This window comes from Streptomyces sp. NPDC048361, assembly GCF_040651795.1.
Lineage (GTDB): Bacteria > Actinomycetota > Actinomycetes > Streptomycetales > Streptomycetaceae > Streptomyces.
Map to the genome: position 1 here is coordinate 1 of NZ_JBEZKW010000071.1, position 22,167 is coordinate 22,167.

Here is a 22,167-nt window from a genome sequence, read left to right on the forward strand (position 1 = left end):
ACGCCCGGTTACATTCCGAACCCGGAAGCTAAGCCTTTCAGCGCCGATGGTACTGCAGGGGGGACCCTGTGGGAGAGTAGGACGCCGCCGAACAAATTTTGGGAAAAGCCCCGCACCAGACCTTCATGGTCACGGTGCGGGGCTTTTCTGCGTTTAAGGTCGAAGCATGCGCTACGACCTCATCATCTTCGACAACGACGGCGTGCTCGTCGACAGCGAGCCCCTCTCGAACACCATCCTCTCCGGGTACCTCACCGAGCTCGGCCACGCGACCTCGTACGAGGATTCCCTCCGCGACTACATGGGCGCGGCCGTCCACCGCGTACACGACCTCATCGAGGAGCGGACCGGGCAGAAGCTGCCGGCGGATTTCGACGAGACGCTGCACGCGCGGATCTTCGCGGCATTCGAGCGGGAATTGCAGCCCGTCCCGGGCGTCACGGACGTACTCGCGAAGCTCGTGGCGGACGGGGTGCCGTACTGCGTCGCGTCGTCCGGGAGCCATGAGCGGATCCGGGTGGGGCACCTCAGGACCGGGCTCGACGAGTGGTTCGAGGACGAGTGGGTGTTCTCGGCGGAGGACGTCGGGCGCGGCAAGCCGGCGCCGGACCTGTTCCTGCACGCGGCCGAGCGGATGGGCGTCGCGCCCGAACGGTGTGTCGTCGTCGAGGACAGCCGGCTCGGGGTGGAGGCGGCTCGGGCCGCCGGGATGGACGTGTACGGGTTCACGTCGATGACCCCGGCCGAGCGGCTCCTCGGCGCCAACGGCTACTTCGGCGACATGGGACAGCTCCTCGGATTGCTCGGGTGATCCATCTACCCAGGGGTAGGTAACCGCCCTAGGCTGTGCGGCCATGACAGACGCACGCCTGCGGCACGGCAGGGCGTCCCTGGCGGTGAGCTTCTTCGCACAGGGCATGGCCTTCGCCCTCCTGGTGACCCGAATACCGGCGATCCAGGACCAGTACGGGATCTCCGACGGGCTGCTGCCCGTCTTCCTCGCGGCCGTGCCGATCCTCGCGGGGATCGGCAGCGTCTGCACCGAGCAGCTGATCAAGAGGGTCCGGCCGAGCGTGGTGCTGCGGTTCGCGCAGCCCGCCGTCCTCCTGGCGCTGCTCGGAGCCGGTGCGGGCGGGCAGATGTGGCAGGCCGCGGTCTCGCTCGGCGCGTTCGGGCTCTCGGTGGGGGCGCTCGACGCGTCCATGAACATGCTGGGGGTGAGCCTCCAGCGCACGTACGGGCGCAGCATCATGCTCGGGTTCCACGCCTCGTACAGTCTCGGCGGGATCGGCGGCGCGTCGCTCGCGTGGGTGGGGGCACACTGGCATCTGTCGCTGCTCGCCTCGTATCTGCCCGTCGTCGTCGTGCTGCTGCCGGTGTGTCTGGTGGCGAGCCGGTGGTACGTGGACGGGGAGCCGGCCGGCGTGGCTGTGGAGGGTGTGCCGGGGGCCAAGCCCGTCGTGTTCCGGCTGCTGTTGCCGCTGTGCCTGGTGATGAGCTTCGCGTACATCGGGGACTCGACCGTCTCCAACTGGAGCGCGAAGTACCTCCAGGACACGCTGGGCAGTTCGGAGCAGCTCTCGACCGTTCCGTACAACGTGTACATGGTCACCACACTGCTCGGGCGGGCCGCGGGGGACCTCGGGGTGCGGCGGTTCGGGGCGGCGGCCGTGGTGCGGTTCGGGACGGTGCTCGCGGCGGCCGGGTTCGGTGTGGTGGCGGCGGCGTCCGGGCCCTGGATGGGGATGGCCGGATTCACGCTGCTCGGGTTCGGGCTCTGTGTGATCGTGCCGCAGACGTTCGCCGCGGCGGGACGGCTCTTTCCGGACAGCAGCGACGCGGCGGTCGCCCGACTCAACATCTTCAACTACGTGGGGTTTTTGGTCGGCTCGCCGCTCGTGGGCGCGCTCGGTGACGCGTGGAGCTACCGCGGGGCGATGCTGGTGCCGATGGTTCTGGTGCTGCTGACGCTCGTGTACGCCCGCTCGTTCGGCTCCGCGGGCGCCCGATACGGTGGCGGGCATGAGCGGCCGCGCACTGTTGATGTGGGATGAAGCTGTCACGCGCTACGACTTCGGGTCGAGCCATCCGATGGACCCGGTACGGCTCGCGCTGACCATGGGTCTGGTGCGGGCGTACGGGCTCGACGGGCGGGTCGACGTCGTCGCCGCGCCGGCGGCGGGGGACTCCACGCTGCGGCTCGTGCACCGGCAGGACTACGTCGACGCGGTGCGGGCCGCCTCCGCCGATCCGGGCGCGGCCGACGGCTCGTACGGGCTCGGGACGGTCGACGACCCCGCGTTCGCCGGGATGCACGAGGCGTCCGCGCTCATCGCCGGGCAGTCCGTCGCGGCGGCCGAGGCGGTGTGGGCGGGGGAGGCCTCGCACGCGGTCAACTTCGCGGGCGGACTCCATCACGCGATGCCGGGCGGGGCGGCCGGGTTCTGCGTCTACAACGACGCGGCGCTCGCGATCGCGCGCCTCCTTGAGCTGGGGGTCGAGCGGGTCGCGTACGTGGATGTGGATGTGCACCACGGGGACGGGGTGCAGGCGGCGTTCTGGGAGGACCCGCGAGTCCTGACGATCTCGCTGCACGAGCATCCCCGGCTGCTGTTCCCCGGGACCGGGTGGCCGGAGGAGACCGGTGCGGACGGGGCCGGCGAGGGTTCGGCGGTCAATGTCGCGCTGCCGGCGGGGACGGGGGACGCGGGGTGGCTGCGGGCGTTCCACGCGGTGGTGCCGGAACTCATCGCTGATTTTCGGCCACAGGTGCTGGTCACTCAGCATGGGGCCGATACGCACTTCGAGGATCCGCTGGCTCATTTGGCGGTGTCGCTCGACGCGCAGCGGGAGGTTCAGGCGGCGTGCCACTCGTTGGCGCACGAGTACGTCGAAGGGGCGAAGTGGGTCGCGCTCGGGGGCGGGGGGTATGCGGTGGTGGACGTCGTGCCGCGGTCCTGGACCCATCTGGTGGGGATCGCCGGGCATGCGCCCATCGATCCCGAGTCGGTGATTCCCTCGTCCTGGCGGGATGAGGTGTTCGCGCGTACGCGGCAGTTGGGGCCGGGGCGGATGACCGATGGGCGGGTCGTGTCGTGGCGGTCGTGGGATGCGGGGTACGACCCCGCGGACCGGCTTGACCAGGCGGTCCTCGCGACCCGGCGAGCGTCGTTCCCCCTGCGCGGCCTGCTGGCGTAGGCCCCGCCCAACTCTCTGGGGCTCCGGCCCGGACCCCGTGTCGAGCCTTGAGGGCGCGCTCGTGCTCAAACGCCGGACAGGCTGAGGTGGCCCATGCAGGCCCGCACCGAGCAGCCGAGCGGGGTGGGGTATGCCCATGCGGGCCGGCGCCGAGTGGTTCAGGGGTGCGGGGAACTGAGCGGACGGTTTCCCCGCGCCCCGCACCCGCAAGCGGTCGGGGATTCGAGGGCTCCGGGGTCGGTCGCGGCGTTACGCCAACTGTGGGGACCCCCAGAGAAATTGGGGCGGGGCGGGGCCGTCTGCGGGAGCATCGTCGGGTGTTGAGCATCGGGGCGCTGCGGGCGCATCTTCTGGCGGCCAGGCTGGCCGGGCCGGTGGCCACCTCGCGGGAGGAGAGTCTGCGCAGCTACCGGCTCTTCGCGGCGCGGGATCCGCGGGTCACCCTCGGCCTCGACCCCGAATGGGGCTGGGGCGAGCGGGACTTGCTGCGGCTCATGGCGGACAAGTGCGGGGTCAGCGACGACCCGGGCCATGTGAGCGGGCCCGACGTCATCGACCCCGAGCGCACCCTGGCGGGGCTCGACGCGTTCGCCGCGCGCCTCGGGGAGGTGGCCGGGCGGCGCGGCGCCGTGCTGCTCGGGACCGGCCACCCCCACCGGCTCCTGGGGTTCTACGCCGCCCTCGCGGACGCTTTGTCGGCGGCGGGATGCCCTGTTCTCACCCCCGCGCAGGGTAGCTCTGTCGACATAACGACCCGGTTCGGCGTACGTACGTACAACCTTGACTACGTACGGGGAGTCGCGTTGGTGCGGGAACCCGGCGCGCGGGGCGCCGGGAGCGAGGCCGGCGCGCACACCCATTCTCCGCTCCCGATTCGGCTCGCTCTGGGGGCTTCGGCGGGGGGCTCCGGCCGCGTTCCCGATCTTGTGATCGGGGACCACGGATGGGTCTGCGGGGCAGGTCAGCTGGGCATTGAGGCGGTCGGGCTCGCCGACACCGACGACCCCGCGCTGTTCGTCGGCGAGGCCGAGGGACGGGTGGCCGTGGCCGTTCCGCTTGATGACGCCGTGCGGTCCGATTACTACCGGCCGCTTACTCGCTATGTACTCAATCGAGCGTGTCTGTCACAGTAGGCGGCCGATCGGGGCTCCTCTTCCCCACTCGCACCACCCGCCCCTAGTCTGGGGAGTGAGCGCACAGCGACGTTGAGTCACCGGAGGGGAAGCCGGTGCGCGTTCGGTGCGGAAGGTACAGGTGGGTCATGACTGCTGGGAGTGACAGGCCTCTCAACGAGGTCAAGTTCCTGACCGTGGCGGAAGTCGCCTCGGTGATGCGAGTGTCGAAGATGACCGTGTACCGCTTGGTGCACAGCGGTCATCTGCCGGCGATCAGGGTGGGAAGGTCCTTCCGGGTCCCGGAGCAAGCAGTTCACGAGTATCTCCGCGAGTCCTTTGTGGGGGTGGAGACGGCCTGAGTGGAGCCGCGCGCTCCCCTCGGATTACGTCCCTCACTCGGCGGCAGGTAGGCTAGGCCGACGTAGGTCGTGTGGGCCCAGACGCCCCGCACCAAGTGAGAAGAAGTGAGCGAGGGTAGTCGTGGGCTCTGTTATCAAGAAGCGGCGCAAGCGGATGGCCAAGAAGAAGCACCGCAAGCTGCTCAAGCGCACGCGCGTTCAGCGTCGCAACAAGAAGTAAGCGAACGCAGTTCGTGAGATCACAGCCCTCCCGCCGCACTGTCGGCGGGAGGGCTGTGGCGTATCCGGGTACGGGTCCGGGCACGGAAGGCCGGGCTCGTACCCGCACCCGGGCGGCCGGGCTCGGATACGCACTTGTGGCTGCACCTAGCCCCGTATGCCGACGCCCCCGCCGCGCCTGCGGCTACGCCGACGCCTCCGCGGACGCGATTTCTCGGCCATGCGCGTGCCCGTGACCGCCACCCCCCTCGCTCCAGCCGCTACGGTTGCGAGCACAGGGCGTAGGGGCGTACCGAAGGCCGAAGGAAGGCGCTGATCTTGGGGAAGGTCGTGCTCGTCACTGGAGTGGCCCGGCAGCTGGGGGGCCGTCTCGTGCGGCGGATCCAGCGGGATCCCGAGGTCGACCGGGTGATCGGGGTCGATGTGGTCCGGCCGGGCCACCGTCTGGGTGACGCCGATTTCGTGCAGGCGGACATCCGTCAGCCGGCGATCGCGAAGGTGCTCGCCGAGTTCGGGGTGGACACTGTCGTGCACATGGACGTGACCGGGACGCCGCTCGGTTCGGGCGGCGGGCGCACCTCGGTCAAGGAGACCAACGTCATCGGCACGATGCAGCTGCTGGGTGCCTGCCAGAAGTCGCCGACGGTCAAGCGGCTCGTCGTGAAGTCGAGTACGAGTGTGTACGGGTCCGCGCCGCGCGACCCCGCGGTGTTCACCGAGACGACGCCGCCCAAGTCGCTGCCGAGCGGGGGCTTCGCGAAGGACGCCGTCGAGGTCGAGGGGTATGTGCGCGGCTTCGCCCGGCGCCGCCCGGACGTCGCGGTGTGCGTGCTCCGCTTCGCCAACATCCTCGGGCCGAGCGCCGATTCGCCGCTCGCCGAGTACTTCTCGCTGCCGGTCCTTCCGACGGTGCTCGGCTACGATCCGCGGCTCCAGTTCGTCCACGAGGACGATGTGATCGACGTGCTGCGGATCGCCTCGGGCGAGCCCCGGCGGGGCACGCTCAACAGCGGCACGTTCAACGTCGCCGGCGAGGGCGTGCTGTTGCTGTCGCAGTGTTCGCGGCGGCTCGGGCGGCCCACGGTGCCGGTGCTGCTTCCTGCGGTGCGCTGGGTCGGGACCGCGCTGCGGACGGTCGGGGTGACGGACTTCTCGCCCGAGCAGATTCGTTTGCTCACGCACGGCAGGGTGGTCAGCACCACCGAGATGCGCGAGACACTGGGGTACGAACCCAAATACTCGACGGTCGAGACGTTCGCGGACTTCGCCCGCAGCCGGGGGCCGGGTCTGCTGCCGCCGGACACGCTGGCCCGGGCGGTGGACCAGGTGGCGGGCCGGGTCGCGGACCGGGCTGCCACGCGGGCCACGGCCCCTTCGAACGCGGAATGAGGAGCGCACCAACGATGGCGGACGCCAAGGTCATCCCGTTCGACGACGACCGCTCGCGCCAGAGCGCACAGCGGCCCGGCCGCAGGCGCACCGCAGCGGGCCGCCGCAAGCCCGAGCCGGGCAGCCAGCAGGTTCCGGGCCCGGCGGCCCCGGTCAGCTCCCTGCCGGGCCCGCACGGGCCCTCGGAGGGGTCATCCGCAGGACACGGCCCCGCATCCGCAGGACCTGGCCCCGCAGTCGGCGGGCGGAGCCCCAGTGAGGGCGCGGAAGCGGAGAACCGTACGGGGTCGTCCTCGTCCGGAGCCCGCGCGGACTCGCCCGTCGAGCGGGGCGGTGCCGGCTGGGAGCAGCGGATCGCGGGCGGTCTGGCGTTCCTGCGGCGGCGGATCACCGGCGAGTACGACATCGACGAGTTCGGCTACGACGAGGAACTCACCGACCAGGTCCTGATGTCGCTCCTGCGGCCGTTCTACGACAAGTACTTCCGGGTGGAGGTGAAGGGCGTCGAGAACATCCCCGCCGAGGGCGGCGCGCTCGTCGTCGCCAACCACTCCGGGACGCTGCCGCTCGACGGCCTGATGATGCAGGTGGCCGTGCACGACCACCACCCCGCCGGGCGCCATCTGCGACTGCTCGCGGCCGATCTGGTGTTCATGCTGCCGGTCGTCAACGAGCTGGCCCGCAAGGCCGGGCACACGCTCGCCTGTTCCGAGGACGCGCAGGCGCTGCTCGAACGGGGCGAGGTCGTCGGGGTGATGCCCGAGGGCTTCAAGGGCATCGGGAAGCCCTTCGGTGAGCGGTACAAGCTTCAGCGCTTCGGGCGGGGCGGGTTCGTGTCGACCGCGCTCAAGGCCGGCACGCCCATCGTGCCGTGCTCGATCGTGGGGGCCGAGGAGATCTACCCGATGATCGGGAACTCCAAGACGCTCGCCCGGCTCCTCGGCATCCCGTACTTCCCGATCACGCCGACGTTCCCCTGGCTCGGCCCCGCGGGTCTGGTGCCGCTGCCGACGAAGTGGACCATCCAGTTCGGCGAGCCCATCGCGACGGACGGCTATCCGCCGGAGGCCGCCGAGGACCCGATGCTGATGTTCAACCTCACCGACCAGGTACGCGAACAGATCCAGCACACGCTGTACAAGCTCCTCGTGCAGCGGCGGTCGGTGTTTTTCTGAGTACGTGCACCCGAGTCACGTGTCCGCGTACGTGAATCCGCGTACGTGAAGGGAGGGGCCGGGTTGTTCCGGCCCCTCCCTTCACGCGTCTGTACGGGTGTCCTGCGCCGGGTTACTCCGCCTTGTCCGCGTCGATGCCCAGGCCCGGCAGCAGGCCGGGCAGGAGCGGGGGCAGGGTGACGTCCGGGACCGGGGGCTTGGCCATCTTGCCGGGGGGGGCGGGGGTGCCGCTTCCCGTGCCGGGCTCGAACAGGCCGCCCGTGTTGCCGCCCAGAAGGCCCTCGTTGGAGGGCGTGGTGGAGGGCTGTTGCGGCTTTCCGCCGGTGGCGGGGGCGCCGTGACGGGAGGGGGAGCCCGACGATGGGGCGTACGGCGAGGACGGATGGCTCGTGCCCGGGGTGCCGGGGTGTGAGGTGGTGTCCTGCCGGGTGTGGGTCTTGGACGACGACTTGGGCAGCAGCGACTGCAGCGGCCCGACTTCTTGGTCTATGGCGGTGAAGACCGAGTTCACCTTGTCGCCGACGTCGGTCAGCTGCGCGGGGAGCTTGCCCCGCAGTTTGCTCCAGCTTTCGCGGTGCGCCTGGGAGAAGGAGTTGAGCGCGGCGATGGCGCCGAGCGAGCCGTCCTTCGCGTACGCCTCGTGGAGCAGACGGTGGCCCTCGGAGGCGTCGTGCTCCATGCCGCTGAGGGCGCGCCGGACCTCGCCGAGCTGCTCGTGGTCGAGGGCGCCGGAGCGGCCTCTTTCCATCAGGCGTCTCGCCTCGGAGAGCCGGGTCGAGGCCTGGTCGAGGTAGAGCTCACCCCGGCTGGCGTCGTCGTCGGCCATGCCGAGCTTGAGGTCCTCCATGCCGCGTTTCAGCCCGTACAGGGAATCACCGGGCAGGGCGTCGGAGCTGGCAGCGGCCACGCCGCTGAAGGCTCCCGCGGCCACACCGATACTCAGTCCGCCCGCCGCAATGCCCTTGGACCAGCGGGAGCGGGGTCGCAATTTCCGGAGCGACGTCGCCCGATGGGCGCCGCGGCCGGTCCGCTGCTCGGGCACCTGAGGGTCGGCGGCACTGCCGCCGGCGAACATGCGCTCCATCTCGGCCATGAGCAGCGCCCGCTGCTCGACCTTGACCTGCGGGTCCATCTCCGGTTTCGGCAGTTCGCCGAGCCCACCCGCCAGGGTCAACAGCCCGCCGGTGTCGGCCTGTTCGGCCGGTCCGGTCTCGGGTGTCTCCTGGTCGGCCGCCGAGGCTTCTTCCAGGGCCTGGGCGAAGGCGTTCGCCCGCCGGTGCGCCGATACGTTCGCGATCACTGGCGGCACCTCCTCTCGTCATCACGGTCGACTCCCCAAGGGGCCTGGAAGGTTGCACGCCTTGAGCACATCCACACGATCGAGTGAGCGGGACTGGACAGGGCGCGACCACAGGGAGCCTGCATCCCGCACAACGACGGACGCGGCACTTGGGTTACGGACGAAAGATGAGACGAAAGATGATCGGACCACAGCGTCATCGAGTGCTCACGGATGGTGAGTTGGACCCGCCGGTGGCGGGTCGGCGGGTGGTGACCGGACGGGGCCGGACGGTCAGCGTGCGTCGTCCGGCAGGAGCCGGGCCAGCGTACGGACGGCCCGGTACTGGAGGGTCTTGATCGCGCCCTCGTTCTTGCCCATGACACGGGCGGTCTCGGCGACCGAGAGGCCCTGCAGGAAGCGCAGGGTGACGCACTCCTGCTGTTGAGGATTGAGCTTGCGTACCGCTTCGAGCAGCGCGGCGTTGGAGAGGGACTCCAGGACGGAGTCCTCGGGGGAGCGCTCGACCTCGTTGGCGTCGAGCATTTCGCCGGTGGTCACTTCGAGCCGGAAACGGCTCGACTTGAAGTGGTCGGCGACCAGGTTGCGCGCGATCGTGACCAGCCAGGCGCCGAAGTCGCGGCCCTGCCAGGTGAAGGTGGAGATCCGGCGCAGGGCGCGCAGGAACGTCTCGCTGGTGAGGTCCTCGGCCGTCGCCTTACCGCCGACGCGGTAGTAGATATAGCGGTAGACCGTGTCGCTGTACTGGTCATAGAGGCGCCCGAAGGCGTCGGCCTCGCCGGCCTGTGCGCGCTCGACGAGATCCATCATGCGGGCGCTGTCGCTGTCGGCGGTGGGCCGGCGGGCGGTGGGCGTCGCGGACGTGCCCGTGCTGCGGCCGCCGCTCCGTCTACCGACCGCGGCACCACCGTCGGCCAGGGCATAACAGGGCCCGACGGGTGTTGCGGTGGCGAAGGCAGGGGCGCCGGCGTACGCGGTGGGGACGAAGACGCGCAGGCGGTCGACGACCGCCCCGCGCAGCGTAGCCAGGCCCGAGGCGTCAACCCCGACGTGTGGGTACACGGGACTCCCAGAGGCAGAGCTTCCATCACGTGCAGTGCGGAACCTTTCACCCATCGTGGCGATGTGCGGGGTTCCGGATTGCGTCTGAGGAGAATAACGCTTCGTGCAGGGAGCGCTACACCCAGTTGCTCAAATCGTCGATTCCGTCGCTTCTGTTACGTATACGCGTCTGTTCGGAGCACGCATGGTGACCGGAAGTTGATCGGGTTGCTTTCGGATCTGTCCGCGGCAGGGATCTGTTGTGGCCGGGTACGGGCAACGGGGCAGGCGGGCCAAGGGGGGTGGGCCGAAACCCCCCGATTCGAATATTCCGGCGGTCCCGGGCCCCGGTGACGGACAGTGGTGATCGGTCCGGGGCGGCGCCGGGTGCCCGCTGGCTCCGCCGGGGCGGGGGTGACTGCTCGGCACGGGGTGCCCTACGGGGGGCGGGGGGTTGCCACTTGCGTGGCTCCGCCGGGGTGGGGGTGACTGCTCGGCACGGGGTGCCCTCCAGGGGTGCGGGGAACTGCGCGGGTGCCCCAGCACGGTCCGCACCCGAAAGCCGGCCGGGGTCGCTGGGGCTTCGCCCCAGGCCCCGGAGGAGGCCCCACCCCGCCCCTTCCCGAAACCCTCCGCGGGGTGAGAGTTGAGCTGAGGTGCAGACTCCTGGGGCTCCGCCCCAGACCCCCTTCGCGCCCGAAAGGCGCTCGTCCTCAAACTCCCCCAAGGCCTTAAGGGCCAGGGGGCCCCCATGACCGGCTGGGTATACCTGGCCGGGCACCCTGCCAAGGCCAACCCACCTGGGGGCGCGGGGAACTGCGCGACCACACCAACGCCGGGCCGCCCGCAAAGGAAAGCCGGCTGCAGCCCCGGGCGTCCGCAAAGGAAAGCCGGGTGGGGCCGGGGCCCGCAAAGGAAAGCCGGGTGGAGCCCCGGGCGTCCGCAAAGGAAAGCCGGCTGCAGCCCCGGGCGTCCGCAAAGGAAAGCCGGGTGGGGCCGGGGCCCGCAAAGGAAAGCCGGGTGGAGCCCTCGGGGCCCTCGGGGCTCGGCCGGGTTAGCGGCGGCGCCGGTGGAGGGCGACCGCGGCCGCCGTGCCGCCGGCGAGCGCGCCGACCCCCGCCGCCGCCGGGATGCCGACCTTCGCCGCCTTCCGCCCCGTGCGGTAGTCCCGCAGCCGCCACTCCCGCTCACGCGCATGCCTGCGCAGCTTCGCGTCGGGGTTGATCGCGTAGGGGTGACCGACCAGTGACAGCATCGGGATGTCGTTGTGTGAATCGCTGTACGCCGCACACCGGGACAGGTCGAGACCCTCCGCCGCGGCGAGGGCGCGTACCGCCTCGGCCTTGGCGGGGCCGTGCAGCGGCTCGCCCACCAGGCGTCCCGTATAGACGCCGTCGACGGATTCGGCGACCGTGCCGAGCGCGCCCGTCAGGCCGAGCCGGCGCGCGATGATCGTGGCGGTCTCGACCGGCGCCGCCGTCACCAGCCACACCTTCTGGCCGGCGTCGAGGTGGGCCTGGGCGAGGGCGCGGGTGCCCGGCCAGATGCGGTCGGCCATGTACTCGTCGTAGATCTCCTCGCCGATCGACATCAGCTCGGAGACGCGGTGGCCCTTGACGATGGAGAGCGCGCTGTCGCGGGCGTCCTGCATGTGCTCGGGGTCCTCGACCCCGGCCAGCCGGAACCAGGCCTGCTGCCAGGCGAAACGGGCGAGTTCGCGGCGCTGGAAGAACTGCCGCTTGTAGAGGCCGCGCCCGAAGTGGAAGAGGGCGGCGCCCTGCATCACGGTGTTGTCGAGGTCGAAGAAGGCGGCGGCGAGATCGTCACCGACGACGGGGAACTCGGGCTCCGACGGCTTCTCGTCGGCCAGCCCTGCCGAGAGTTCCGAGAGTGCCGCCCGTTCCGCCAGCTCCTGCGAGGACTTGCGGGCTGCCTCGGCTGCGGCCTCGCCGGCCAGCACGCTGCGTGCTGTCGCCGAGCGCCTACGAGGGGTGAGCCATCCCAGTGCGGCCATGCCGTGAGCATAGCCAGTCTGTTCGGGGGTCCCGGACGCGCCGGGGTGCGATGGCGTGAACACTGTGCGGCCCTCGCGTGAAGCCCGGGGCTGGACAATGGAGGGTATGAGTCCCTTGCTGCGACGTACGAAGAAGCCGGGCGGGAACCCTGCCGACCGGGTGGTCACGCTGATCGGGAAGCCCGGCTGCCATCTGTGCGACGACGCCCAGGAGGTGATCGAGGCCGTGTGCGCCGAAACGGGCGCGGCCTGGGAGAAGAAGGACATCACGCAGGACGAGGCGCTGCACAAGGAGTACTGGGAGCAGATCCCGGTCGTCCTGGTCGACGGCGAGCAGCACACCTTCTGGCGCGTGGACGCCGCCCGCCTCAGGGCCGCGCTGACCGCTTGAGCGCACCTGGCATCCCCCTGCCGGGCATCGGTCGGCTGAGCAGCGAAATGAGGGGTATCGCGATGGTTGCGGTTACCATCAGGGTCGTTTTGCTGTGATTCGGGGGTATCGCTGTGAGGAGAGTGTGCGGCTTTGCCCCCTTCGGGTCCTGAACGGACTGACCCCCGCCGCGGTTCCGTGATTCCCTCACCGGCTTGCGTGAGCCCGGTCACTTTGCTCGGACAAAGCGGACACCATCTTTGTGCACGCGTTCACAAAGACATAGCCTGCACTCGACGGGGCGGCCCTGGGACATCTGGCCGCCTGCAGCCCCGCTCATCCCGCAGGAGCACCGTGGCAACTGGCCGAACTCACCGACCGGCGACCCGAAGCCGAGGAATCCCCGAGGCCACCGTCGCCAGGCTTCCGCTGTATCTGCGAGCGCTCACCGGACTCTCGGAGCGCTCCGTGCCGACGGTCTCCTCCGAGGAACTCGCGGCCGCCGCGGGGGTCAACTCCGCGAAGCTGCGCAAGGACTTCTCATACCTGGGCTCGTACGGCACCCGCGGTGTCGGGTACGACGTCGAGTATCTCGTCTACCAGATCTCCCGGGAACTGGGTCTGACCCAGGACTGGCCGGTTGTGATCGTCGGTATCGGTAACCTCGGCGCCGCCCTCGCCAACTACGGCGGTTTCGCCTCGCGCGGGTTCCGGGTGGCGGCCCTGATAGACGCCGACCCCGCGATGGCCGGGAAGCCGGTGGCCGGGATGCCGGTGCAGCACACCGACGACCTGGAGAAGATCATCAGCGAGAACGGCGTCTCGATCGGGGTCATCGCGACCCCCGCGGGCGCCGCCCAGCAGGTCTGCGAGCGTCTCGTCGCGGCCGGAGTGACCTCCATCCTGAACTTCGCGCCGACCGTCCTGTCGGTGCCCGAGGGCGTCGACGTACGCAAGGTCGACCTCTCCATCGAGCTCCAGATCCTCGCCTTCCACGAGCAGCGCAAGGCCGGCGAGGAAGCCGCCGTCGCCGAGGCGAGTGCCGCGGCCGCCGCCGCGGTGCCGCCGGTGCGCGCCACCGGCAATGGCCGGAAGGGACCGGACGGGGATCTGCCCGCCGTGATGCCGGCATGAGCCTCCTGGTCGTCGGCCTCAGCCACCGCAGCGCCCCCGTCAGCGTCCTGGAGCGGGCCTCCCTCTCCGCGGACGCGCAGAGCAAGCTGCTCCACGACACCCTCGCCGCCGAGCCCGCCGCCGAGGCCGCGGTGCTCGCCACCTGCAACCGCATCGAGCTGTACGCGGACGTGGACAAGTTCCACGCGGGTGTCGCCGAGCTCTCCACGCTGCTCGCCCAGCACAGCGGCGTCGGCCTCGAAGAGCTCACCCCTTATCTGTACGTGCACTACGAGGACCGGGCCGTCCACCACCTCTTCTCGGTGGCCTGCGGCCTCGACTCGATGGTCGTGGGCGAGGGCCAGATCCTCGGCCAGATCAAGGACACCCTCGCGCTCGGGCAGGAACTGCACACCGCCGGTCGGCTGTTGAACGATCTGTTCCAGCAGGCGCTGCGGGTCGGCAAGCGCGCCCACAGCGAGACCGGCATCGACCGGGCCGGGCAGTCGCTCGTCACCTTCGGCCTCGAACAGCTCGCCGCGGGCGCACCCGTCGAGCAGTGGGCCAAGGGCAAGCGGGCGCTGGTCATCGGCGCCGGCTCCATGTCCTCGCTCGCGGCGGCGACGCTGGCGCGGACCGGCATCGACGAGATCGTCGTCGCCAACCGCACCCACGCCCGCGCCGAGCGGCTCGTCGAAATCCTCGGCGAGTCGGGCACGGCCGCGCGGGCGGTCGCGATGGCCGATGTCGCACGGGAGCTGACACGAGTCGACATCGCGGTCTCCTGCACCGGCGCCACCGGCCTCGTCCTGACCGGCGACGCCGTCGCCCAAGCCGTCGGCGAGAGCCTCACCGAGCCGGCCCCGGCCGCGCCCGAGCAGAGCGCCGCCGCTCTGGGCTGTCCCGTGGACTTCCCCGGCACGGCGGCCGCGGGTGCCGCGATGGCCGGGTTCGGGGTGGTCGACGGGGCGTTCAGGGCCGACGGGGCGGCCGCCGCGACCCCGGGTGCCGACGCCGACTCCCTTGAGCTGCACGGGAGTTGGGCCGAGAACACCGAGCGCAGGATCGCGGCGGAGCGCAAGGACATCCCCGTACCGGCAGGGCCCGTGAAGCTGGCGCTGCTCGACCTCGCCATGCCGCGCGACATCGACGCCGCGGCCCACCGGGTGCCCGGGGTGCGCCTCGTCGACATCGAGTCGCTCGCCGAGGCGTCCGCGGACGCCCCGATGGCCGCCGATGTGGACCAGGTGCGCTCCATCGTCTCCGACGAGGTCGCCGCGTTCGGCGCCGCTCAGCGCGCCGCGCACATCACGCCCACCGTTGTCGCGCTGCGCGCCATGGCCGCCGAAGTGGTGGCGGGCGAGGTCGCGCGCCTGGAGGGCCGGCTCCCCGGCCTCGACGACAAGCAGCGCTCGGAGGTCACCCAGACCGTGCGCCGCGTCGTCGACAAGCTTCTGCACGCGCCGACCGTGCGGATCAAGCAGCTCGCCGCCGAGCCCGGTGGCGCCGGGTACGCGGACGCGCTGCGCACTCTCTTCGACCTCGACCCGGACACGGTGGCCGCCGTCTCCCGGGCCGATCTGAACGACGCCGATGTCAAGAACCGAGGGCGGTCATGACCGAGAAAGCACTGAGACTCGGGACCAGGCGCAGCAAACTCGCCATGGCCCAGTCCGGCCATGTGGCCGATGCCGTACGGCAGTTGACCGGCCGTCAGGTCGAGCTCGTGGAGATCACCACGTACGGGGACACTTCCCGTGAGCACCTCGCGCAGATCGGCGGCACCGGTGTGTTCGTCGTGGCGCTGCGCGAGGCGCTGCTGCGCGGCGAGGTCGACTTCGCGGTGCACTCCCTGAAGGACCTGCCGACCACCGAGCACCCCGATCTGACGCTCGCCGCGATCCCGGTCCGCGAGGACCCGCGTGACGTGCTGGTCGCCCGCGACGGGCTGGCCTTCGCCGAACTCCCGGCCGGCGCCCGCGTGGGCACCGGTTCGCCGCGGCGCATGGCGCAGCTCAACGCGTACGCCCGCAGCCACGGCATGACGATCGAGACGGTGCCGATCCGCGGCAACATCGACACCCGGGTCGGCTACGTCACCAAGGGCGAGCTCGACGCGGTGGTCCTGGCCGCCGCCGGGCTCAACCGCATCGGACGCAGCGACGTCGTGACCGAGTTCCTCTCGGTCGACACCGTTTTGCCCGCCCCCGGCCAGGGGGCCCTGGCGATCGAGTGCACGGCTGCCAATGCCGGCCTCGCCGCCGCGCTCGCCGAGCTCGACGACCCGTTCACGCGGGCCGCCGTGACCGCCGAGCGATCCCTGCTCGCCGCCCTGGAGGCCGGCTGCAGCGCACCTGTGGGTGCGCTGGCCGACTTCCTGGACGACGGACAGGCTGTTCATGAGATGCGCCTGCGCGGAGTTGTCGGTACCACCGACGGTTCCTCGCTGGTGCAGCTGTCCACCACCGGTCCCGTACCCACGTCGCACGACGAAGCGATGGCCCTCGGACGCGAACTCGCGGACGAGATGCTCGCCAAGGGTGCGGCCGGTCTTATGGGGGAGCGAGCACTTTGAGCCCCACGACCCACCCCACCGCAGCCGGAAACGTCACCTTCCTCGGTGCCGGTCCCGGTGACCCCGGACTGCTCACGCTGCGCGCCGTGGAGGCGCTGGCGTCGGCGGACGTCCTGATCGCCGAGCCCGCTGTGCTCGACGTTGTTCGCGCGCATGCGCGGGCAGGTGTGGACACACCTCAGCTGACGGTCATTGACGAGGCGTCAACAACCGCCGGGATCCCTGTGTTGAGGGACGCCGCCAATCTTGTCATGGAGGCCGCGCGCTCCGGCAGGCGGGTCGTCCGTGCGATCTCCGGCGACCCCGGCCTCGACGGCGACGCCGCCGGCGAGATGCTGGCCTGCGCCGCCGCGGGCATCCCCTTCGAGGTGGTGCCGGGTGTCGCCTCCGCGGTCGGTGTGCCGGCGTACGCCGGTGTTCCGCTGAGCGGTGCGAGCGGGGCGGACGTCCGCTTCGTCGACGCCCGTACCGCCTCCGAGCGGTGCTGGACCGAGGTTGGCGCGAGCGACGGCACGGTGGTCGTCTCCACCACCCTGGAGACCGTCGCGGCCGCGGCCGCCGAGCTGGTGTCGGCGGGCCGTAAGCCCGACACCCCGATGACGGTGACGATCGCCGGCACCACGACCCGTCAGCGGACCTGGTCCGCGACGCTCGGCTCGGTCGCCCAGGTGCTCAAGCAGGCCAAGGTGCTGCCTTCGCCGGACGGGCACCAGGCGGTCATAGCCGTGGTCGGCGAGCGCAGCGCGCCGGCGCAGCGTGATCAGCTCTCGTGGTTCGAGTCGAAGCCGCTGTTCGGCTGGCGGGTGCTCGTACCGCGTACGAAGGAGCAGTCCGCCTCGCTCTCCGACCAGCTCAGGTCGTACGGGGCCGTGCCGCACGAGGTGCCGACGATCGCCGTCGAGCCGCCGCGCACGCCCCAGCAGATGGAGCGGGCGGTCAAGGGCCTGGTGACCGGACGGTACGAGTGGATCGCGTTCACCAGCGTCAACGCGGTGAAGGCGGTGCGTGAGAAGTTCGAGGAGTACGGGCTCGACGCGCGCGCGTTCGCGGGGATCAAGGTCGCCGCGGTGGGCGAGCAGACGGCGGCCTCGCTGGTCGAGTTCGGCGTCAAGCCGGACCTCGTGCCGAGCGGCGAGCAGTCCGCGGCCGGCCTCCTGGAGGACTGGCCGCCGTACGACCCGGTCTTCGACCCCATCGACCGGGTGTTCCTGCCGCGCGCCGACATCGCCACGGAGACGCTGGTGGCGGGTCTGATCGAGCTCGGCTGGGAGGTCGACGACGTCACGGCCTACCGGACCGTGCGGGCCTCGCCGCCGCCGGCCGACACCCGTGAGGCGATCAAGGGCGGCGGTTTCGACGCGGTCCTGTTCACCTCCTCCTCCACGGTGCGGAACCTGGTGGGCATCGCGGGCAAGCCGCACAACGTGACGGTGATCGCGTGCATCGGGCCCGCGACGGCGAAGACGGCGGAGGAGCACGGGCTGCGGGTGGACGTCATGGCTCCGGAGCCGTCCGTCCTCAAGCTGGCGCAGGCCCTCGCGGACTTCGGGACGGCGCGTCGTGACGCGGCGCTCTCCGCGGGCGAGCACGTCACGCGCCCGAGCGAGCGCCGCCCGGGCGCGCGGCGCCGCCGCACGACGTAGTCCGGGCCGAGGCGCAGCCCCGGGGCCCTGTCGCCCTGGGGCTCCGCCCCGGACCCCGGAAGGCCAGGTTCGCACTCGGGTGCGGGCCGTGTGTGGCTGGTCGCGCAGTTTCCCCGCGCCCCTGCTGCTCGGCGCCGGCCCGCATGGGCATACCCAGCCGCTTCGGGAAGGGACGGGGTGGGGAAAACCGCCCCGCGCACCGGCGTAGCGTAGAGGCCATGACTGTGTACGGATCCTTCCCCGGGGCCCGGCCCCGTCGGCTGCGCACCACCCCCGCCATGCGCCGCATGGTCGCGGAGACCCGGCTGCACCCCGCCGACCTCATCCTCCCCGCCTTCGTACGGGAAGGGATCACCGAACCCGTCCCGATCCAGGCCATGCCGGGCGTGGCCCAGCACACCCTGGACACCCTGCGGAAGGCCGCCGTCGAGGCGGTCGGCGCGGGCGTCGCCGGGATCATGCTGTTCGGCGTGCCGCAGGACGAGAAGAAGGACGCGGCCGGTACGGCGGGCACCGACCCCGACGGCATCCTCCAGGTCGCCATCCGCGCCGTACGCGAGGAGGTCGGCGACGACCTGGTCATCATGTCCGACCTGTGCCTCGACGAGTACACCGACCACGGCCACTGCGGCGTGCTCGACGCGGACGGCCGCGTCGACAACGACGCCACCCTGGAGCGCTACGCGGAGATGGCCCAGGTCCAGGCCGACGCGGGGGTCCACGTCGTGGGGCCCTCCGGCATGATGGACGGCCAAGTCGGCGTGATCCGGGACGCGTTGGACCAGACCGGCCACGAGGACGTGTCGATCCTGGCGTACACCGCCAAGTATTCCTCCGCGTTCTACGGCCCGTTCCGCGAGGCCGTCGGCTCGTCCCTGCGCGGCGACCGCAAGACGTATCAGCAGGACCCGGCCAACACCCGTGAGTCCATGCGGGAGTTGGCGCTGGACCTGGCCGAGGGCGCGGACATGGTGATGGTGAAGCCGGCCGGCCCGTACCTCGACATCCTGGCCAAGGTCGCCGAGTCGGTGGACGTGCCGGTCGCGGCGTACCAGATCAGCGGCGAGTACGCGATGGTCGAAGCGGCCGCCGAGAAGGGCTGGATCGACCGCGACCGCGCGATCCTGGAAACCCTCACCGGCATCAAGCGGGCCGGCGCGAACATGATCCTCACGTACTGGGCCACCGAGGTAGCCCGAGACCACCTCTGACCCCGCCATACCCGCCCCGCCCGGCGCACCCGCCCCGCCTGCCCGCCCGAGGCAGGCGGGGCGGTGTTGCGCTTCCCCGGTGTTCGGTTCGCCGATGTTCAGTTCTGAGAACGCGGCCCCCCATGCCCCTTCCGAAGTGCGACGAGGGGAAGGCCTCGCTCGGACGTGAAGTGCCTAACCAGGAAACCCGGCCGGGGCATGGTCGGTGTTGCGCCCTTGGCTGGGAATCGCGTTGCGGCTGCAACTTTTGTTCGATAAAAATTGCACTTGACCGGTGGGACGTACGGGACGCGGGTGGCCACTTCACCGGCGGGGCGTCCTGATGGGGGCTGACGACGCGGGGGTGTGTGCGTGAAGTTCGACATGGGGTCCACGACGCTGTCCGATCTGGGCAAGAGCACGGATGGGTCCAGCAGTGATCTGGGCACGTTGATCCGGCAGTTGATCGCTGCGGCTGATCCGCTGGAGGGCAAGTTCAACGGCGCGGGCAAGTCGGCGTTCGACCAGTTCAAGATTCACGCGGACGAGATCACCAATGACCTGAACGGGTCGTTGCAGGACATTCTGGGCGGCCAGTCCGGGATGGACAACGCGTTCGGTGCCGGTGACCACGAGCAGGAGTCCAACGCCCACCAGAACATGGCGTCGGCCAACTTCGACGCGGCCCGCTTCGGCGCCCGCCACTAATTCTCGGGGGAGACAGAGACCATGGGGCAGAATCTGGACCGGCGCAGCTACGACACCGGCGCCTCCACCGAAGTACAGGGCGGCCTGGCCGGGATCATCGGCCACCTGGAGCGTGTCCTCAACGACCGCGACCGCGCGGTGAAGGCCGCGATGGCCGAGTTCACGGCGGACGGCGTATCGGACGAGTACCACGGCAAGGAACTGCGCTGGAACAAGGCCGCCAACGAGGTGCGCGAGATCATCCGCCTCGTCCGCGGCACGCTCGAACTGAACGACGGCACCGCCCACTCCACCCTGTCCAAGGCGAAGGCGGCCGTCGACGCCATCGGCTGACCACAGCGCAGCAAGTCTTTAATGCACGGGGACGCAGGAACGGGGATTTGGCATGTCGGGGTGGGATGTCTCGCCGTCCGGGGTGGAGTCGGTGACTTCGCTGGTCGGGATGGCGATGGATGACGTGGCCAAGAGCGTCACGTCGTACGGGACGAACGTGACCAGCGCCGCGAGTTCCGCCGGCACGATCAGCGGTGCCTACTGCGGCGTGGGCACGCCCACCGGGCCGATCGGTGCGGCGCTGGCCCTGTTCGTGGAGAAGACTGCGGGCGATGTGCTCTTCCTCGGCGCACGCGCGGCCAAGTCCGTGAACGGCGCGCGCCAGGCGACCGCGTACTACGTCGCCGGAGACCTCGGGCTGGCCGCGAACGCCGAGCACTCGGCGCTCGCCGCGCCTGAGGTCAAGCTGCCCACGCCGGGCGGCCCGCAGGGCGGGAAGAAGTAACACATGATCGAGCCGTCCGGCATACCCCAATTCCTCGGCAACTTGGACCAGTTGGAGAAGGACGTGTCAGCGCTGCGCACGGATGCCACAGGCATCCGTAACGGCGGCAAAGACGTGCACTCCCGCTTCCAGGCACTGGCGGGGGTCTACAAGGCGCCAGAGGCCGAACAACTCCTGGGCACCACGCGGCCGGTGCTGGACAAAGCCGAGATCTTCGCCCAGAACCTGGAGACGGTGGCCGACGCACTGGAGACGTTCTCCGTCGAGGCCCGACCGCTCGCCAAACGGCTGGCCCAGCTCAAGACTGACGCCATCGCGTTCGTCGACAGTGCTGGGGGAAGTGACGACTGGACGTACGACGAGGACAAAATCAGCCGGCACAAGGACCTCATGGACGGCGTGAGCTCCGCCGAAAGTGCGTTCCGGGATGCCGAGAACCGGGCGGCGAGCAAAATCTCGGCGATCGTCGGCGGTCCCAAGTTTGTGTACGACGACGGCAGCCACACCTCGAATGCCCAGACGGTGATGTACGGCTACGCCCTCGACGACCTGGAGCACGCCGACAAACTTCCCTGGGGCACGCCCGAATCCGAATCCCACCACCCCTGGGAGGTTGGCTACTTCGCCAAGAACTTCTTCTGGGACGGCTTCGTGGTCGACGGGGCTCTCGGTACCCTCAAGGGCCTCGGCCATCTGGTCGGTATCGGGGGCTCGGCCGGCGACGCCTGGAGCGGCGTGGGAGACGTCTTCGGCGGGATCGGCCTCTACCTGCTCTGGCCGTACGACTGGGTGATGGACCACACGATCGGTCCGGACGCCCCCGACCCTGACGAGGAACGCGACAAGACGGCCCTCCGTGAGGCCTTCAAGGGATTGGTCGCCTGGGACAACTGGCACGACAATCCCTCCAGGGCCGCAGGTGCCGTCACCTTCAACGTCGGGGGAGTGACCGGGCTTCTGCGGGGGCTGGGGAAGGCCGGTGAGGCCGGCGAGGCCGCCTCGAAGGCGAGCAAAGCGGTCAAGACGGCGGCCAACCTCAGTACCTACCTCGACCCGGTCGTGGTCGGCCTGAAAGTGGGCGGTGTGGCGGTCAGCAAGTTGCCGAGCGTCGGCGAACTCGCGTCCCGCATCCGGGTGGGCGCCGACGCGGACCACGTCCACACCGTCTGGGACATCAAAGGCCGGGCCAAAGTCGTCGTCGAAGACGGCGGGTTCCATGTGTACGACAAAGACGGCAAGCCGGTCACTGACGCGCCGCCCAAGGGGGCGGAGGAGCATGGGTCGACCCCAACGGACGCCCGCCCCGCCACGCCGGAACGCCACCCTGCGGGGGTCGGTGGGCGCATGCCTGAAGCGAGCGCCCACACGGGGGAAAACCTGCCTCCGGGGACCACTCACCGTGCGCCAAGCGGTGGCTCGGGCAGCGGTGCGGGTTCGCACACGCCGTCGGGTGGCGGGGAGCCCCACACTCCGCACTCCCCTGGCCATGGTTCTGGCCAGGGCACCGACCACGAGACCCCGGGCAACGAGCATCCCTCGGGTGCTCCCGAGGATCCGCACCCGGTCACCGACGCCCAGCAGGCCGACTTCATGAAGAGCCAGAGCGAACTGGACGGGCTCAGCAGGAAGAAGCAAATCGACGTAGTCGGCCGTGGAATTGAAGTCAACGGTCAAAAATACAAGCCGGAAGCGCCTCTACTCAAGGGTGCAAAACACGGAATCGACTGGTCCGAAGGGCCGGCTCGAGCGAGCAAGGAAGCCAAGCCGCAAGGGAAGTTTGGGACGCCGGCGGATGTCCACTACGCTACGGAACGTGCTGCTGAGCTGGGGCCCGGAAAGACTGGATTCTTCAGGCTTCCCAGAGGGCATGGCTGCATCGAGTACATGCCCGACGGGACGACGCGAATACCGAATGCGCTCTTTGTCAAGGTGTATCCCAACGGTAAGGTTCACGCTTACCCGACGACGCGATAGGAACGG

The 22,167-nt window shown here is 70.4% G+C and carries 21 protein-coding genes and 1 rRNA gene; 19 read left to right on the forward strand and 3 right to left on the reverse strand.

All coding sequences use genetic code 11. The features are described 5' to 3' along the window. The 9 genes from rrf to AB0D31_RS29685 all read left to right on the forward strand — a co-directional run. Positions 1-93 (forward strand): 5S ribosomal RNA (rrf, locus tag AB0D31_RS29645); the annotation flags it as partial. Between the two features lie 73 nt (positions 94-166). Then, positions 167-811: an HAD family hydrolase gene (locus AB0D31_RS29650; RefSeq protein ID WP_362728796.1), complete on the forward strand. Its 645-nt coding sequence runs from the start codon at positions 167-169 to the stop codon at positions 809-811. 43 nt (positions 812-854) lie between these two features. Further along, positions 855-2,054, forward strand: a complete 1,200-nt coding sequence (locus tag AB0D31_RS29655; protein ID WP_362728798.1) for an MFS transporter — start codon at positions 855-857, stop codon at positions 2,052-2,054. Then, on the forward strand, positions 2,023-3,198 hold the full coding sequence (locus tag AB0D31_RS29660; protein WP_362728800.1) for an acetoin utilization protein AcuC: 1,176 nt from the start codon (positions 2,023-2,025) through the stop codon (positions 3,196-3,198). The genes AB0D31_RS29655 and AB0D31_RS29660 overlap by 32 nt, the downstream gene beginning before the upstream one ends. Positions 3,199-3,515: 317 nt before the next feature. Beyond that, complete coding sequence (locus tag AB0D31_RS29665; RefSeq protein WP_362728802.1) at positions 3,516-4,331, forward strand: phosphatase; 816 nt, start codon at positions 3,516-3,518, stop codon at positions 4,329-4,331. A 128-nt stretch (positions 4,332-4,459) separates the two neighbouring features. Continuing rightward, complete coding sequence (locus tag AB0D31_RS29670) at positions 4,460-4,672, forward strand: helix-turn-helix domain-containing protein (RefSeq protein ID WP_162952545.1); 213 nt, start codon at positions 4,460-4,462, stop codon at positions 4,670-4,672. A gap of 121 nt (positions 4,673-4,793) precedes the next feature. Next, positions 4,794-4,892 carry an AURKAIP1/COX24 domain-containing protein gene (locus AB0D31_RS29675; protein ID WP_003948845.1) on the forward strand — a complete coding sequence of 33 codons (99 nt, stop codon included), beginning with the start codon at positions 4,794-4,796 and terminating at the stop codon, positions 4,890-4,892. Positions 4,893-5,209: 317 nt separating this feature from the next. Continuing rightward, the gene (locus AB0D31_RS29680; RefSeq protein ID WP_362728804.1) at positions 5,210-6,280 is read left to right on the forward strand and encodes an NAD-dependent epimerase/dehydratase family protein; all 1,071 of its coding nucleotides are present in this window, start codon (positions 5,210-5,212) and stop codon (positions 6,278-6,280) included. 14 nt (positions 6,281-6,294) lie between these two features. Continuing rightward, positions 6,295-7,455: a lysophospholipid acyltransferase family protein gene (locus AB0D31_RS29685; protein ID WP_362728806.1), complete on the forward strand. Its 1,161-nt coding sequence runs from the start codon at positions 6,295-6,297 to the stop codon at positions 7,453-7,455. A gap of 112 nt (positions 7,456-7,567) precedes the next feature. Here the strand turns inward: AB0D31_RS29685 and AB0D31_RS29690 are convergent, their stop codons facing one another. The 3 genes from AB0D31_RS29690 to AB0D31_RS29700 all read right to left on the reverse strand — a co-directional run bounded on the left by AB0D31_RS29690 (position 7,568) and on the right by AB0D31_RS29700 (position 11,810). Beyond that, complete coding sequence (locus tag AB0D31_RS29690; RefSeq protein WP_362728808.1) at positions 7,568-8,755, reverse strand: DUF5667 domain-containing protein; 1,188 nt, start codon at positions 8,753-8,755, stop codon at positions 7,568-7,570. 273 nt (positions 8,756-9,028) lie between these two features. Then, positions 9,029-9,817, reverse strand: coding sequence for an ECF subfamily RNA polymerase sigma factor, BldN family (locus tag AB0D31_RS29695; RefSeq protein WP_053724590.1), 789 nt, complete (start codon positions 9,815-9,817; stop codon positions 9,029-9,031). Between the two features lie 1,033 nt (positions 9,818-10,850). Next, the gene (locus tag AB0D31_RS29700) at positions 10,851-11,810 is read right to left on the reverse strand and encodes an HAD-IB family hydrolase (protein ID WP_362728810.1); all 960 of its coding nucleotides are present in this window, start codon (positions 11,808-11,810) and stop codon (positions 10,851-10,853) included. Between the two features lie 106 nt (positions 11,811-11,916). Here AB0D31_RS29700 and AB0D31_RS29705 point away from each other — a divergent pair, with 106 nt between their 5' ends. From AB0D31_RS29705 to AB0D31_RS29750, 10 genes are all read left to right on the forward strand, one after another. After that, positions 11,917-12,201, forward strand: coding sequence for a glutaredoxin family protein (locus tag AB0D31_RS29705; RefSeq protein WP_362728812.1), 285 nt, complete (start codon positions 11,917-11,919; stop codon positions 12,199-12,201). A 333-nt stretch (positions 12,202-12,534) separates the two neighbouring features. Beyond that, positions 12,535-13,314, forward strand: a complete 780-nt coding sequence (locus AB0D31_RS29710) for a redox-sensing transcriptional repressor Rex (RefSeq protein WP_362728814.1) — start codon at positions 12,535-12,537, stop codon at positions 13,312-13,314. Beyond that, complete coding sequence (locus AB0D31_RS29715; protein ID WP_362728816.1) at positions 13,311-14,912, forward strand: glutamyl-tRNA reductase; 1,602 nt, start codon at positions 13,311-13,313, stop codon at positions 14,910-14,912. The genes AB0D31_RS29710 and AB0D31_RS29715 overlap by 4 nt, the downstream gene beginning before the upstream one ends. Then, positions 14,909-15,868 carry a hydroxymethylbilane synthase gene (gene hemC / locus AB0D31_RS29720; protein WP_362728818.1) on the forward strand — a complete coding sequence of 320 codons (960 nt, stop codon included), beginning with the start codon at positions 14,909-14,911 and terminating at the stop codon, positions 15,866-15,868. The genes AB0D31_RS29715 and hemC overlap by 4 nt, the downstream gene beginning before the upstream one ends. After that, on the forward strand, positions 15,865-17,511 hold the full coding sequence (locus AB0D31_RS29725) for a uroporphyrinogen-III synthase (protein ID WP_362728820.1): 1,647 nt from the start codon (positions 15,865-15,867) through the stop codon (positions 17,509-17,511). The genes hemC and AB0D31_RS29725 overlap by 4 nt, the downstream gene beginning before the upstream one ends. A gap of 218 nt (positions 17,512-17,729) precedes the next feature. Next, complete coding sequence (gene hemB, locus AB0D31_RS29730; RefSeq protein WP_362728822.1) at positions 17,730-18,722, forward strand: porphobilinogen synthase; 993 nt, start codon at positions 17,730-17,732, stop codon at positions 18,720-18,722. Positions 18,723-19,073: 351 nt separating this feature from the next. Beyond that, on the forward strand, positions 19,074-19,409 hold the full coding sequence (locus AB0D31_RS29735; RefSeq protein WP_362728824.1) for a hypothetical protein: 336 nt from the start codon (positions 19,074-19,076) through the stop codon (positions 19,407-19,409). Between the two features lie 21 nt (positions 19,410-19,430). Next, positions 19,431-19,742 carry a pore-forming ESAT-6 family protein gene (locus AB0D31_RS29740; protein WP_362728826.1) on the forward strand — a complete coding sequence of 104 codons (312 nt, stop codon included), beginning with the start codon at positions 19,431-19,433 and terminating at the stop codon, positions 19,740-19,742. Between the two features lie 52 nt (positions 19,743-19,794). Then, positions 19,795-20,187 carry a DUF6507 family protein gene (locus AB0D31_RS29745; RefSeq protein ID WP_362728828.1) on the forward strand — a complete coding sequence of 131 codons (393 nt, stop codon included), beginning with the start codon at positions 19,795-19,797 and terminating at the stop codon, positions 20,185-20,187. A gap of 3 nt (positions 20,188-20,190) precedes the next feature. Further along, positions 20,191-22,161, forward strand: a complete 1,971-nt coding sequence (locus AB0D31_RS29750) for a hypothetical protein (RefSeq protein ID WP_362728830.1) — start codon at positions 20,191-20,193, stop codon at positions 22,159-22,161. The last annotated feature ends 6 nt before the right edge of the window (positions 22,162-22,167 follow it).

Bases quoted from the DNA above. Each gene is read 5' to 3' on its own strand.
- AB0D31_RS29650 (WP_362728796.1), top strand. From the start codon at position 167: ATGCGCTACGACCTCATCATCTTCGACAACGACGGCGTGCTCGTCGAC.
- AB0D31_RS29655 (WP_362728798.1), top strand. From the start codon at position 855: ATGACAGACGCACGCCTGCGGCACGGCAGGGCGTCCCTGGCGGTGAGC.
- AB0D31_RS29660 (WP_362728800.1), top strand. From the start codon at position 2,023: ATGAGCGGCCGCGCACTGTTGATGTGGGATGAAGCTGTCACGCGCTAC.
- AB0D31_RS29670 (WP_162952545.1), top strand. From the start codon at position 4,460: ATGACTGCTGGGAGTGACAGGCCTCTCAACGAGGTCAAGTTCCTGACC.
- AB0D31_RS29685 (WP_362728806.1), top strand. From the start codon at position 6,295: ATGGCGGACGCCAAGGTCATCCCGTTCGACGACGACCGCTCGCGCCAG.
- AB0D31_RS29700 (WP_362728810.1), bottom strand. From the start codon at position 11,810: ATGGCCGCACTGGGATGGCTCACCCCTCGTAGGCGCTCGGCGACAGCA.
- AB0D31_RS29705 (WP_362728812.1), top strand. From the start codon at position 11,917: ATGAGTCCCTTGCTGCGACGTACGAAGAAGCCGGGCGGGAACCCTGCC.
- AB0D31_RS29715 (WP_362728816.1), top strand. From the start codon at position 13,311: ATGAGCCTCCTGGTCGTCGGCCTCAGCCACCGCAGCGCCCCCGTCAGC.
- hemC (WP_362728818.1), top strand. From the start codon at position 14,909: ATGACCGAGAAAGCACTGAGACTCGGGACCAGGCGCAGCAAACTCGCC.
- hemB (WP_362728822.1), top strand. From the start codon at position 17,730: ATGACTGTGTACGGATCCTTCCCCGGGGCCCGGCCCCGTCGGCTGCGC.
- AB0D31_RS29740 (WP_362728826.1), top strand. From the start codon at position 19,431: ATGGGGCAGAATCTGGACCGGCGCAGCTACGACACCGGCGCCTCCACC.
- AB0D31_RS29745 (WP_362728828.1), top strand. From the start codon at position 19,795: ATGTCGGGGTGGGATGTCTCGCCGTCCGGGGTGGAGTCGGTGACTTCG.
- AB0D31_RS29750 (WP_362728830.1), top strand. From the start codon at position 20,191: ATGATCGAGCCGTCCGGCATACCCCAATTCCTCGGCAACTTGGACCAG.